We start from the raw sequence: 12,649 nt of genomic DNA, 5'->3' as shown, positions 1-12,649 counted from the left end.
TCGGTGGCTACTTATGTCACTGGAACGGAACACATCGTGAAGGTATTCGGCATTACGGGCTCGTCCGGCAGCGGCAAGACCACACTGCTCGATCAGCTGATTCCCCGCTTCGTCGCGGCCGGCGAGCGCGTCGCCGGCATCAAGCACACCCACCATGGATTCGATCCGGACAAGCCGGGCAAGGATTCCTGGCGCATGCGCGAAGGCGGCTGCAGGAATGTCGTGCTGGTCGGGGCGCGTCACATGACGCTGATGCGGCACTACCCCGAGGACGTACCTTCCCCGGAGCTGGCCGATGCACTCGCCGTGCTTCCGGCCGATATCGATCTTGTGCTGGTCGAAGGCTACAAGCGCAGCGATTTTCCCAAGCTGGAGGTGTTCCGGCCGAGCCTGGGGCGTACACCGCTGTGGGATGAGGTGCCGGGCGTGGTGGCAGTGGCAAGTGACGAGCCGGCCGTCGTCGCAAAAATGACCGGACTGCCAGTGCTCGATTTGTCGGACGCTGAAGAGATCTACGCGTTCATCCGGGACTATCCGGCGGCCAGCCGCTGAGCAGCGGTCCCGCTCAGGCCGCCTTGCCGCGCGGCTGTGAGTCGGTGCCGCCCGTGTGTTCAAGCTCGGCGACCAGCGGCACGTGGTCCGAGCGCTGCGCCCAGTCGCGTCCGGTCAGCGCATGGGCGCGCTCGATCTCGAAGCCGCGCACGTAGATGCGGTCGAGTTGCCACCACGGCATGTGGCTCGGAAAGGTATGCAGGCGAGCGCCGCGCGCGTGCGATGCCTCCACCGCCCCCAGCGTGTTGCAGATCTGGGAATCGAGCCGGTGGTTCCAGTCGTTGAAATCGCCCGCGATCACCAGCGGTGCGTCCGACGGCACCACGGTGCGCACGCGCTCGACCAGCGCGTCGGCCTGGCGGGCGCGGCTGCGTGCGAACAGGCCGAAGTGCACGCAGATCAGGTGCGCCTCCACCCCGTTCACTTCGGCCACCGCATGCAGCAGCCCGCGCTGCTCGAAGCGGTGATCCGAAATATCCAGGTTCTCCGACATCAGGATCGGATGGCGCGACAGGATGGCGTTGCCATGATGGCCGTGCTCGTACACCGCGTTGCGGCCATAGACCGAATGCGGGTAGGCGTCCGTCGCCAGGTAGTTGAGCTGGGTGTGGTCCGGATCGAACAGCGCGGCGGCCACCAGCCGGTCATTGCGGTCCTGCACTTCCTGCAGGAACACGATATCGGCATCCATGGACTGCAGGCCGGCGCGCACATTCTGGATGCGCGGGCGGCGTGAAATTCCGGTCACGCCCTTGTGGATGTTGTAGGTGACCACGCGCAGCTTCATTCGCCGGCTCCGCAAACGGCGGCGGCACGCCAGGCCAGCTGCCGCACCGCCTCGGCGTTGCTGCTCGAAAAGCACTGCAGTGCCGCGTCTTCCCATGGCAACCAACGGTACCGAAGATGCTCGCGCGGCGCCAGCGTCACCGGCAGCGGCCCGGGCACGCACAGCCCGAACCAGTGCTCGGTATTGCGCGTGACGCCGGCCTCGTAGCGATGGCGCCACTGCGGATAGATCTCGTACTGGATGGTGTGGTGCCAGTCGGTGAGCGCGTGCTCACCTGCGATGATGCCCGTTTCCTCCGCCACTTCCCGCGCGGCGGTCAGCGCCAGCGGTTCGTCGGTGGCATCGAGGCTTCCGGTCACGGATTGCCAGAATCCGGGCCGGTCGGCGCGTTCCAGCAGCAAGACTTGCAGGTCTGGCGTGTAGATCACGACCAGCACGGATTCGGGAATCTTGTAGGGCATGGGACTGGGTTGAAGGATAAACCCAAGGATAGCGCAGGCGCGCCCGCTTGCCACGCGAAAGCTCGGTGGCAAGCGGGCGCACGCAGTGCATGCGTCATGCAGCGTTGCGCGGCACGTCCACGGCCTGCGGCACGCTGCGATGCCAGGTGTCGAAGACATCCGGCGAATTGCCATGCCCCCACGCCGCGCGGAGCTGGTCCATCAGCGGCGCCAGCGCCTGGCGGTAGCGCTGCGCGGCAACATGCGCATGCTCGGCCAGCGCGTCAGCGCTTTCCCGCGCTTGCGCCTGCAGCTGCGTGCGTTCGTGCGCGATTTCCTTCTCGCGCAGGCCCAGTGCGTTGTACTTCTGGATCAGGAAGCGCTGGTAATCGCCGCCATCCACGCCCTGTGCGGCCTGCGTATTGACCTGCTCGAAACGCATGACGATGCTGGCGGTTTCCTGTTCGATATGCGCGGTCTCGCCGGCCAGTGCCTGCAACGCCTCTTGCAGGCGCTGCGCATCGCGGCGATGTGCCTGGACTTGTGCCGCTTCTTCGTCGTACGTGCGCTGCGCGCCCAGGTAAGCCTGCACTACCGGTTGCGGGGCCACCACCAGAAGAGGATCGGCGCCGCCTGCACGTTGCCCGGCGAGCAGCGCATCATCTGCCAGCCGCAGGTTGCCCAGCTCTTCCAGCCAGCGCCCGCGCGTCATCACGGCGGCAACCGTATCGAGCGCGAGCCGGCGCAAGGCCTCGGCACGCTGCATTTCGACCGGCTCGGCCACGGGCAGCGGACTCGCCGCCTGCGCGGCATGGGCGATGTCCGGGACGCAGGCCGCCACCGTGGTGGCGACCGACTCGGACATGGCCTGCGCCGAGCGGCGCACGGCGCGCCGCAGCTCGAAGCGCGCCAGCATCATCATGATCAATCCCGCCACGAGCCAGGTCAGGATCGTTTGGGCATGGGCCAGCAGGAACTGGCGAATTAGGTCGACATCCAGGGTCACGTCTGATTCCTCCCGCGCCGCCGGCGGCCTTCATGCGGGCACTCGGCATTTTGCGCAATAAAAAAGAAAGACATTGCCGCAAGGCCCTTCGTTCCGACTAGTAACAAATCGAAACCAATGGCATTGGGCCCTGGCGCAATCAACCAACATTGCGCAGGCAACAAAAAAGCCGCGCGAACGCGGCTTTTTTGTTGCGAAAAACGTCAGATCGCTCAGGCCGTCTTCGGCTCCGCCGCACGCAGACGAATATGCAGTTCGCGCAGCTGCTTCTCGTCTACCGAGCTCGGGGCCTGGGTCAGCAGATCCTGGGCACGCTGGGTCTTCGGGAACGCGATCACGTCACGGATCGAATCGGCGCCGGCCATCATCGTCACGATGCGGTCCAGGCCGAAGGCCAGGCCGCCGTGCGGGGGCGCGCCGTACTGCAGCGCGTCCAGCAGGTAGCCGAACTTGGCACGCGCTTCTTCCTCGCCGATCTTGAGCGCGCGGAACACCTTGCTCTGCACGTCCTCGCGATAGATACGGACCGAGCCGCCGCCCATTTCCCAGCCGTTCAGCACCATGTCGTAGGCCTTGGCGATGCACTTGCCCGGATCGGTTTCCAGGTACTGCAGGTGCTCGTCCTTCGGGCTGGTGAACGGGTGGTGCATGGCCACCCAGCGGGCGTCTTCCTCGTCGTACTCGAACATCGGGAAGTCGACCACCCACAGCGGCTTCCACACGTCTTCGAACAGGCCGTTGGCCTTGCCGAATTCGGAATGGCCGATCTTCAGGCGCAGGCCGCCGATGGCGTCGTTGACCACCTTGGCCTTGTCCGCGCCGAAGAAGATGATGTCGCCGTCCTGGGCGCCGGTGCGCTTCAGGATTTCATCGATGGCGGCGTCGTGCAGGTTCTTCACGATCGGCGACTGCAGGCCGTCGCGGCCCTTGGCCACTTCGTTGACCTTGATCCAGGCCAGGCCCTTGGCGCCGTAGATGGCGACGAACTGGGTGTACGCATCGATTTCGCCGCGCGAGATCGCACCGCCGCCCGGCACGCGCAGGCCGACCACGCGGCCGTTGTCGCTGTTGGCCGGGCCGGAGAACACCTTGAAGTCGACGTCCTTCATCACCTCGGTCAGTTCGGTGAATTCCAGCTTGACGCGCAAGTCGGGCTTGTCCGAGCCAAAGCGGGCCATGGCCTCGCGGAACTCCATCACCGGGAACCTGGCGTCCAGGTCGACGTTGATGGCGTTCTTGAACACCGTGCGCATCATGTCCTCGAACAGGTCGCGGATCTCCTGCTCGGTCAGGAACGAGGTCTCGCAGTCGATCTGCGTGAATTCCGGCTGGCGGTCGGCGCGCAGGTCTTCGTCGCGGAAGCACTTGGTGATCTGGTAGTAGCGGTCGAAGCCCGACACCATCAGCATCTGCTTGAAGATCTGCGGCGATTGCGGCAGCGCGAAGAAGTGGCCCGGGTTCACGCGCGACGGCACCAGGTAGTCACGCGCGCCTTCGGGCGTGCTCTTGCCGAGCATCGGGGTTTCGATGTCGATGAAGCCCTGGGCGTCCAGGTACTTGCGCACTTCCATCGCCACCTTGTAGCGCAGGCGCAGGTTGTACTGCATCTGCGGGCGGCGCAGGTCCAGCACGCGGTGCGTCAGGCGCGTGGTTTCCGACAGGTTGTCATCGTCGAGCTGGAACGGAGGCGTGACCGACGGGTTGAGCACGGTCAGCTCGTGGCACAGCACCTCGATCTTGCCCGAGGTCAGGTTGGTGTTCTCGGTGCCGGCCGGACGGGGACGCACCTTGCCCGTGATCCGGATGCAGAACTCATTGCGGATCTCTTCGGCGGCCTTGAACATCTCGGGGCGGTCCGGGTCGCACACGACCTGCACCAGGCCTTCGCGGTCGCGCAGGTCGATGAAGATCACGCCGCCATGGTCGCGGCGGCGCTGCACCCAGCCGGTCAGGGCCACTTCCTGGCCCGAGAGTTGTTCGGTCACCAGACCGCAGTAATGAGTACGCATGGAGGACATAGGAGAATTCCCGGTAATACGCGGCCACCTGGCAAACGCAGGCGGCCCGTGATCAATTTGAATGCGAAGGATCGGTTGTCTCGACCGCTTCTTCGCGGCCGGCGGCGGTGCCGGCAGCGATGGCGGGGGCGACCGCATCCGACGGGCGGCTCGCGCCGCCGTTCTTGCGGGGCAATTCCGCCGGTGCCACCACGCCCATCGAAACGATGTACTTCAGCGCGGCATCGACGGTCATGTCGAGTTCGATGGTGTCGGCCTTGGGCATCATCAGGAAGAAGCCCGAGGTCGGGTTCGGCGTGGTCGGTACGTACACGCTGACGTACTCGCCCTGCAGGTGGTTCTGCACGTCGCCGCCGGGGCGTCCGGTCAGGAAAGCGATGGTCCACGAGCCCTCACGCGGGTACTGCACCAGCAGCGCCTTGCGGAAGGCATTGCCCGACGACGACAACAGCGTGTCGGACACCTGCTTGACGCTGGTATAGATCGGGCCGACCACCGGAATATGACCCAGCAGCGCCTCCCACCACCGCACCAGGCGCTGCCCGATGAAGTTGTGCGCGAGCACGCCCACCAGCAGGATGCACAGCAGCGTCAGGATCGCGCCGAGGCCGGTCACGCGCTTGCCGAACAGCAATTGGTCCGGCCGCCAGGCTTCGGGCAGCAGCGCCAGGCTCTGGTCCATCGTGCCGATGATGAGGCTGAGCACCCACAGGGTAATGCCCAGCGGCACCAGCACCAGCAGCCCGGTCAGGAACCAGGTCTTCAGCGCGGAAGTTTTCTTGATCGCCACGGCTCGCCCGGATCAGTGGCAGGCGCAGGCGCTGCCGCAACCACCGGCGGCCGGGGCTGCGGAGGCGCTGTCGGAGGAGGACGACTCTGCCGCTGCCGGGGCACTGGCAGCGCCTGCCGCCGCGCCGGCCGTGGCGGGGGCACTGCTGCCGCCGCTGCCGCCGCGGAAGTCGGTCACGTACCAGCCCGAGCCCTTGAGCTGGAAGCCGGCCGCGGTCAGTTGCTTCTTGAAGGTTCCCGCTGCGCCGCAGGACGGGCAGTCGGTGAGCGGGGCATCACTCATTTTCTGCAGCACATCGCGCCCGTGGCCGCAGGCGTCGCAACGGTAGGCATAGATCGGCATAGTGGTTCTTTCGCGAAAAATCTGGATCGGAACAGTGCGGGCAATCGCCTGCGCGCCGGCCGGGCAGACCGGCAGGAATATCGCGCAACGATGCAAAGCCTTGAATTATAAACTGTTACCGGCCTGCCTGACGGGAGGAAATAAGGGGACAAAGCACAATAGCCCGTGGCGGGCAGCTTTATGAAATCGCGCGGCATACCTGTCCCGCGCGATTTGCCCTCAGGCGATATGGACTTCCTTGACCGGCGCGTGATCCGCAATCCACTGCGGCAGCAGCGAACCGACCACCATGCCGCTGATCGAGAACATCAGGCCGACCATCTGCGGCGGCATCACCGCATCGGCAAAGGCCACCTCGCAGGTCAGCCAGGAGCCCAGGCCGAGCAGGATGGCCGCGAGCCCGCCCTGGCGGGTTGCAGGCTTCCAGAACATGCCGAAGGCCAGCGGGACGAACGACGACACCAATGTGACCTTGTAGGCATTTTCCACCATATGGAAGATCGACAGGTGTGAGTTCAGCGCGAACAGCGTCACGGTGGCGGTGAACACCAGCACCACGGCCTGCATCACGCGCAGGAACTGCTTGTCGTCCAGATGGCGGAAGTACGGGCGCAGGATGTTCTCGGCAAACGTTACCGAAGGCGCCAGCAGCGTCGCCGAGGCGCAGCTCTTGATGGCCGACAGCAGCGCGCCGAAGAACATCACCTGGGCAAACATCGGCGCGTGCTGCAGGATCAGCTGCGGCAGGATCAGCTGCGAATCGGCGTTGATGTACTTGTTGACCATGTCCGGATCGATCAGGGTCGCCGAGTACGCCAGGAACATCGGGATGAAGGCAAAGAAGAAGTACAGCACGCCGCCCAGCACCGAGGCCCGGCCGGCGATCTGCTCGGTGCGCGACGACGTGACCCGCTGGAACACGTCCTGCTGCGGGATGGATCCCAGCATCATGGTGAACAGCGCGGCCGCGAACCCGACGATCTGGATCAGGTCCAGCGAGGGCAGGAATTCGAACTTGCCCGCCGCCGCCGCGTGCGACACCACCGCCGCCACGCCGCCGGCCTGGCCGCTGACCTCGTAGCCGATATAGAGCATGCCGACCACGATGATGATCATCTGGATGAAATCGGTCACCGCGACCGACCACATGCCGCCGAACAGCGTGTAGACCAGTACGCTGGCGGCGCCGATCATCATGCCGGCATCCTGCGACAGCGCGCCGTCGGACACGGTATAGAACACCAGCCCGAGCGCCTTGATCTGCGCGGCGACCCAGCCCAGGTAGGACACCACGATGCACAGCGTGGTCAGCACCTCGGCCAGCCGCCCGTAGCGGTTGTGATAGTAGTCGCCGATGGTGAGCAGGTTCATCCGGTACAGCGGCCGGGCGAAGAACAGGCCCACCAGGATCAGGCAGAGCGAGGAGCCGAACGGGTCGGAAACCACGCCCGACAGCCCTTCCTTGAGGAACACCGCCGGAATGCCCAGCACGGTCTCGGAGCCAAACCAGGTCGCAAAGACGGTGGCGGTGACGATATAGAACGGCAGGCTGCGGCCGGCCACGGCGAAGTCGGTCGTGTTGCGCACGCGCAGTGCCGCCCACAGGCCGATGCCGACCGAGATTACCCAGTAGATGATGACAAACCAGATCAGCATGCCGCTGCCCTATGCAGAAAATGCCCTTGTGGCGAAAAACCGAATGCCGGGTGGCGCCTCTTAGTCCACTGACCAGCGCATCATTGCGCGCGGCTGCCCGGAGTCCAATTCATCGGTCGGGGCCGCATGGGTGGCCTGGGAGCGGGTCCCGGCCTGCGGTCGTAGCCGAATCAAAACGCGGATTATAGCGACGCAGACCCATCCGGGCGAAAAAAATTCCCCGCCGGGCGCAAATCCCCGGGACGGTGCATCGTCATCGCCACTGGGCCGCAGATCGACTGTTGCTGGCGCGCCAAATTCCGGGGGCCAGGCGCCCCTGCCCTCCCGCGGATCGCATGGAAAACAAGCCGTTACACGGATTACAAACCCGCTGTCGGCGTGGATGCCGGACCGGGCATTAGAGCAGCCAGGCCACGCGCACTACCGCTCGCGGGCCATTCCTGAACGAGACAGAGGAGAAGCCACATGCCCAACAACCGTCCCCGCACCCTGCGTACCACCCTGCTGATCGGCGCCGGCCTTGCCGCTGCCCTCACGACCGGGATCGCGGCTGCACAGACAGCCGCCATTACGCACGACGTGCAGCGCGACGCCAACCAGCAGCAGCGGATCGAGAACGGCCTGCAGTCGGGCAGCCTGACCACCCGCGAAGCCGCCAGCCTGGAAAAGCAGACCGCGAAGGTCGACCGGATGGAGGCCAATGCGATGAAGAACGGGTCGGTGTCGCCGCGCGAACAGGCCTCGATCCAGCGGGCCGAGAATCGCGTCAGCCAGGACATTTCGCGCGACACCCACAACGGGCGGATCGGCAACCCCGACAGCGCATCGTCGCAGCGGATGCAGGCCGATGTGCAGCGCAATATCAACCAGCAGCAGCGGATCCGCAACGGCGTGCAGAACGGCTCTCTGACCAATCGCGAAGCGGGCAGCCTGGAACGCGGGCAGGCCCATGTCGACAACCGCGAGGCACGCGTCGGCCGCAACGGTCACATCAGCCAGGGCGAGCAAGGCAGCATCGCACGCACGGAGAACCGCAGCAGCGGCAATATCTACCGCGAGAAGCACAACGGCCATCGCCGCGGCTGATCCCGCCGCTATCGAGGCAAGCCGCCGCCGGCCTCAGTCCGGTCGGCGGCGCCAGACCTGCCAGCGCTCCTGTGCGTTGAATACCGGCAAGGGGGCCACGGACGCGCGGTCGTCGATGCGATCGAAGGCCGGGGTCAGCAGCGCGTCCAGTTCGGTGGCAGGCATGGCGAACGGCGGTCCGCCGCGCATATCGCCCAGATAGAAATAGCCGGCCAGCAGGCCGCCGGGCGGCAACAGCGCCGCAACGCGCTCGGCATACGCTTCCCGCAGCGCCGGCGGCAAGGCACAGAGGAAGGCGCGTTCGTAGATCAGCTCGCAGCGCGGTTCCGGGGTGAACGCGAAGAAATCCGCCTCGTGGACCACCGCGCCCGCGGCCCCAAGCTCGCGCCTGGCCGAAGCCACAGCCTGCGGCGAGAAATCGATGGCCGTCACCGGCCAGCCGCGCTCATGAAGCCAGGCTGCCTCCCAGCCGTTGCCGCAGCCGGGGATCAGCGTCGGGCATGGCGCCATGGCGGCGATGAAGGCCTGGAACTCCATTGGCACGCCGTGCATGTCCCAGGGCGTGAATCCCTGTTCGAAACGTTCGTCCCAGAATGCCGGATCGGCCGCATTCCGCGTGGCGAATGTCGGCGTGGGGGCGGGCTTGTCTGCCTGGCTCATGGGTATGTCTCCGCGTTTTGCCTGATCTCGTTCTTGTTATAGATACGAGGGCCGCCTACCAGTAGCCCGCCCACGCCAGCACGTGTGTCAGCACGATGCCGGCGATAAAGCCGCCCACCAGCAGCAGCGTCGTGCCGACCAGCCGGTTGGTGCGGCGCTGCTCGACGACCAGCATCGCCAGCAGCCGCTCCTGCTCGCCGTTCGTGTTGAGCGCGCGGCGCTCCAGGAACTGGTGCGCCAGGCGCGGAAAGTCCGGCAGCATCTTGGCCCACAGCGGCGCCTCGACCTTGACCCGTTCCCACGCGCCCTTCCAGCCCACCTGCTCATGCATCCACCGCTCCAGGAACGGCTTGGCGGTCTTCCACAGGTCCAGGTCCGGATCGAGCTGACGGCCCAGCCCTTCGATATTGAGCAGCGTCTTCTGCAGCAGCACCAGCTGCGGCTGGATCTCGACATTGAAGCGGCGCGAAGTCTGGAACAAGCGCATCAGCACCATGCCCAGCGAGATTTCCTTGAGCGGCTTGTCGAAATACGGCTCGCAGCACGCACGCACGGCGCTCTCGAGTTCCTCCACCCGGGTATCGGGCGGCACCCAGCCGGATTCCACGTGCAGCAGCGCCACCCGATGGTAGTCACGGCGGAAGAAGGCAATGAAATTCTGCGCCAGGTAATTCTTGTCGAACTCGGACAGCGCGCCGACGATGCCGAAATCCAGCGCGATATAGCGGCCGAAGGTCTCCGGCTGCACCGAGACCAGGATATTGCCGGGGTGCATGTCGGCGTGGAAGAAGCCGTCGCGGAACACCTGCGTGAAGAAGATCTCGACGCCCTCCTCCGCCAGCTGGTGCATGTCCACGCCCGCGGCCTTCAGCGACTCGGTGCGCGAGATCGGGATGCCGTGCATGCGCTCCATCACGAACACCGTGCTGCTGCACCAGTCCCAGAACACCTCGGGCACCAACAGCAGGCTGGTATCGGAAAAATTGCGGCGCAGCTGGCTGGCGTTGGCGGCCTCGATCATCAGGTCGAGTTCGTCGTGCAGGTACTTGTCGAACTCGGCCACCACCTCGCGCGGCTTGAGCCGCTTGCCGTCGGCCCAGAAGCGCTCCATCCAGGTGGCCATGTCGCGCATCAGCGCGAGGTCGCTGTCGATCACCGGTAGCATGCCCGGGCGCAGCACCTTGACCGCAACCTCGCGGCCGTGGCTCGGGCCGCCCTTGAGGGTGGCGAAGTGGACCTGGGCGATCGAAGCGCTGGCAACGGGCTGGTGCTCGAAAGTCTCGAACAGTTCCGACAGCGGCCGGCCCAGCGCACGCTCGATGATCTTCACCGCCACCGCCGAATCGAACGGCGGCACCTGGTCCTGCAGCTTGGCCAGCTCGTCGGCGATGTCCGGCGGCATCAGGTCGCGCCGCGTGGACAGGACCTGGCCGAACTTGACGAAGATCGGCCCCAGGCTGGTCAGCGCGCGGCGCAGGCGTTCGCCGCGCGGCATCTCGAGCTTGCGGCCGACGGTGATGACGCGCACCAGGAACCGGATCTTGCGGTTCTTGAAGCCGGACAGCACGAGCTCATCCAGGCCGTAATAGATGATGACGAAAAGGATCTTGCCAAGGCGCAGGAGGCGGGTCATGCGGAAATCTTCACAGGGCGGTAGCGGCGGGCTGCAACAAAGGCAGCGGAGGTTGGCGTCATGTCAGCGGGCGCGGCTCAGCGATGCGCCGATGGCAACGTGCCCGGCGGATTGGCCCGGGCGCGCTCCAGCCGTTCCAGGCGCTTTTCGAGCCGGGCCAGGTCGTCGCGCAGGCGGCCCACGTCGTTCCCGAGCGCATCCAGCGCGGCATGGCGCACCAGCGTGGGCTGCTCGTCCAGCAGGTATTCGGTGACGTTGTCCACCAGCGCACGCCCGACGCGCGTGGCTTGCTCGTGGACTTGGCGCGCGCCGTCGACAACGCGCTGCGCCACGCTGTCGCTGAGCGGCCCGCCCATGATGCCGCGCAGGGCCCGGGACAGATCTTCAGCCGCATCCCAGCGCAGGTTGCGCGCCAGCGTGGACACCGTGTTGGCCAGTTCCGCATCGCCTTCGATACGCACATGGCGCATTGCCGCGGCCTGGCCGCCATCGGCAACGTCGGCGGCCACCAGCGGCCATTGCTGCATTGGCACCAGCAGGGTCACCGCAGGCGCTTCCGCCATCGGCGCCAGTTCGGTCTCGCCGTGCTCGGTGACCTTCAGTGCCAGCGCGAATGCGGCGGCGTCGAAGCGGATCACGCGGCCGGCAAACGGCACCAGCAGGTTGCGGGCCCACGGCTCCTGCTCGAGCAGGTGGTTCAGCGCCGCGACGGCGGGCGTGGCCAGGGCGGAAGGCAGAGAATTCATGGCGGCGGGTCGGGCAGTGGCGCTGGGTGGCGGAAGCCGGGCGGAAGCAAGGCAGGGCACCGCCGCGCGGCACCCTTCTCCGAAACAAAAAGGCCCACGTTTTCACGTGGGCCTCCATTCTAAGCTACTCCCCCCGGCACATCACCCGCCACGGGGCATACGCTGCACTCAGGACTCCTGCTGGATACCTGCCAGCAACCAGCCGCCGCTGCCGGTAGCCGGCTTGGCGAGGTTCCAGACCTCGGCGAACGGCTGGGCCGCTTCGCCCGCGCGCTCGCGGATCATGCCCGTGAAGCGCACGCTGGCCAGATGCTGGCTGGCGTTCGATTCGATGCCCAGCAACTGCGCTTCCAGCGTGACCACATCCGTCTTGTTGACTTCGGCGCCGCGCTCGGACAGGTCCATCTTGATCTCGGCGAACATTTCCGGCGTGGTGAACTCGCGGATGTCGTCCAGGTTGCCCGCGTCCCAGGCTGCCTGCAGGCGTACGAAGTGCACCTTGGCATTGCGCAGGAAGGCTTCAGTATCGAAGTCCGCCGGCACGCCCCAGGGCTGCTGGGCCACGGCACCCGCCGCAGCACCCGCGACCGGTGCGCCAACCGGCGCCGGCGTCACCGGCTCCGGCGCACCGACCGGCACCTGCTGGCGCAGCATCGGCTCGGCATTGCGGTCCATGCCGCCGGCACCCGCGTAGGCGGGTTGCTGGGCGCGGCTGCCGCCGCGGAACTTGCGCACCAGCCAGATCACCACGAAGGCGACCAGCGCAATCAGGATCAGGTTGGACAGGAAGCCCAGCGCCGCGCCGCCCAGGCCGAAGTGCGACAGCAGCCAGCCGATACCCAGGCCGGCAGCGATGCCGCCCAGGATGCCGCCCCAGTTGCGCTTGGGTGCGGCGGCCGCGGCGGCGCCCGCCGCACCGGCGGTGGCCGGCGC

13 protein-coding genes are annotated in these 12,649 nt (G+C 66.3%); 2 read left to right on the top strand and 11 right to left on the bottom strand.

Annotation, left to right across the window (positions count from 1 at the left end):
• Nucleotides 1-36: 36 nt before the first annotated feature.
• Nucleotides 37-552, top strand: a complete 516-nt coding sequence (gene mobB / locus RM96_RS24760; RefSeq protein WP_039014376.1) for a molybdopterin-guanine dinucleotide biosynthesis protein B — start codon at nucleotides 37-39, stop codon at nucleotides 550-552.
• A gap of 13 nt (nucleotides 553-565) precedes the next feature.
• On the opposite strand, the gene RM96_RS24755 is transcribed toward mobB, so the two are convergent.
• The 7 genes from RM96_RS24755 to RM96_RS24725 form a co-directional block, all read right to left on the bottom strand.
• On the bottom strand, nucleotides 566-1,339 hold the full coding sequence (locus RM96_RS24755; protein WP_039014375.1) for an endonuclease/exonuclease/phosphatase family protein: 774 nt from the start codon (nucleotides 1,337-1,339) through the stop codon (nucleotides 566-568).
• Complete coding sequence (gene nudB, locus RM96_RS24750) at nucleotides 1,336-1,800, bottom strand: dihydroneopterin triphosphate diphosphatase (protein ID WP_039014374.1); 465 nt, start codon at nucleotides 1,798-1,800, stop codon at nucleotides 1,336-1,338. The genes RM96_RS24755 and nudB overlap by 4 nt, the downstream gene beginning before the upstream one ends.
• 94 nt (nucleotides 1,801-1,894) lie before the next feature.
• Nucleotides 1,895-2,785: a hypothetical protein gene (locus RM96_RS24745; protein WP_039014373.1), complete on the bottom strand. Its 891-nt coding sequence runs from the start codon at nucleotides 2,783-2,785 to the stop codon at nucleotides 1,895-1,897.
• A 212-nt stretch (nucleotides 2,786-2,997) separates the two neighbouring features.
• Nucleotides 2,998-4,803: an aspartate--tRNA ligase gene (gene aspS / locus RM96_RS24740; RefSeq protein WP_039014372.1), complete on the bottom strand. Its 1,806-nt coding sequence runs from the start codon at nucleotides 4,801-4,803 to the stop codon at nucleotides 2,998-3,000.
• A gap of 52 nt (nucleotides 4,804-4,855) precedes the next feature.
• Complete coding sequence (locus RM96_RS24735; RefSeq protein ID WP_039014371.1) at nucleotides 4,856-5,593, bottom strand: DUF502 domain-containing protein; 738 nt, start codon at nucleotides 5,591-5,593, stop codon at nucleotides 4,856-4,858.
• A 12-nt stretch (nucleotides 5,594-5,605) separates the two neighbouring features.
• Entirely contained in the window at nucleotides 5,606-5,935 is a 330-nt protein-coding gene (locus RM96_RS24730) for an FmdB family zinc ribbon protein (protein WP_039014370.1), read from the bottom strand.
• Between the two features lie 219 nt (nucleotides 5,936-6,154).
• A complete protein-coding gene (locus RM96_RS24725; protein WP_039014369.1) occupies nucleotides 6,155-7,591 on the bottom strand; it encodes a sodium:solute symporter family protein in 1,437 nt (478 codons plus the stop codon).
• A gap of 465 nt (nucleotides 7,592-8,056) precedes the next feature.
• Here RM96_RS24725 and RM96_RS24720 point away from each other — a divergent pair, with 465 nt between their 5' ends.
• Complete coding sequence (locus RM96_RS24720) at nucleotides 8,057-8,677, top strand: hypothetical protein (RefSeq protein WP_039014368.1); 621 nt, start codon at nucleotides 8,057-8,059, stop codon at nucleotides 8,675-8,677.
• A 33-nt stretch (nucleotides 8,678-8,710) separates the two neighbouring features.
• Here the strand turns inward: RM96_RS24720 and RM96_RS24715 are convergent, their stop codons facing one another.
• The 4 genes from RM96_RS24715 to RM96_RS24700 all read right to left on the bottom strand — a co-directional run.
• Nucleotides 8,711-9,337: a methyltransferase domain-containing protein gene (locus tag RM96_RS24715; RefSeq protein ID WP_039014367.1), complete on the bottom strand. Its 627-nt coding sequence runs from the start codon at nucleotides 9,335-9,337 to the stop codon at nucleotides 8,711-8,713.
• Nucleotides 9,338-9,392: 55 nt separating this feature from the next.
• A complete protein-coding gene (ubiB, locus tag RM96_RS24710) occupies nucleotides 9,393-10,970 on the bottom strand; it encodes a ubiquinone biosynthesis regulatory protein kinase UbiB (RefSeq protein ID WP_039014366.1) in 1,578 nt (525 codons plus the stop codon).
• A 77-nt stretch (nucleotides 10,971-11,047) separates the two neighbouring features.
• Entirely contained in the window at nucleotides 11,048-11,716 is a 669-nt protein-coding gene (locus tag RM96_RS24705; RefSeq protein WP_039014365.1) for a ubiquinone biosynthesis accessory factor UbiJ, read from the bottom strand.
• Between the two features lie 168 nt (nucleotides 11,717-11,884).
• Nucleotides 11,885-12,649 (bottom strand): Tim44 domain-containing protein (locus RM96_RS24700; protein WP_039014364.1); only part of this gene is annotated, 765 nt, incomplete at its 5' end.

Origin of the sequence: Cupriavidus sp. IDO, assembly GCF_000812465.1 — a bacterium.
Lineage (GTDB): Bacteria > Pseudomonadota > Gammaproteobacteria > Burkholderiales > Burkholderiaceae > Cupriavidus.
The sequence above is the reverse complement of the archived record's forward strand: the minus strand, read 5'-3'. Positions and strand labels throughout refer to the sequence as shown.

Bases quoted from the DNA above. Each gene is read 5' to 3' on its own strand.
- RM96_RS24725 (WP_039014369.1), bottom strand. From the start codon at position 7,591: ATGCTGATCTGGTTTGTCATCATCTACTGGGTAATCTCGGTCGGCATC.
- RM96_RS24705 (WP_039014365.1), bottom strand. From the start codon at position 11,716: ATGAATTCTCTGCCTTCCGCCCTGGCCACGCCCGCCGTCGCGGCGCTG.
- RM96_RS24755 (WP_039014375.1), bottom strand. From the start codon at position 1,339: ATGAAGCTGCGCGTGGTCACCTACAACATCCACAAGGGCGTGACCGGA.
- RM96_RS24715 (WP_039014367.1), bottom strand. From the start codon at position 9,337: ATGAGCCAGGCAGACAAGCCCGCCCCCACGCCGACATTCGCCACGCGG.
- ubiB (WP_039014366.1), bottom strand. From the start codon at position 10,970: ATGACCCGCCTCCTGCGCCTTGGCAAGATCCTTTTCGTCATCATCTAT.
- RM96_RS24720 (WP_039014368.1), top strand. From the start codon at position 8,057: ATGCCCAACAACCGTCCCCGCACCCTGCGTACCACCCTGCTGATCGGC.
- nudB (WP_039014374.1), bottom strand. From the start codon at position 1,800: ATGCCCTACAAGATTCCCGAATCCGTGCTGGTCGTGATCTACACGCCA.
- RM96_RS24730 (WP_039014370.1), bottom strand. From the start codon at position 5,935: ATGCCGATCTATGCCTACCGTTGCGACGCCTGCGGCCACGGGCGCGAT.
- aspS (WP_039014372.1), bottom strand. From the start codon at position 4,803: ATGTCCTCCATGCGTACTCATTACTGCGGTCTGGTGACCGAACAACTC.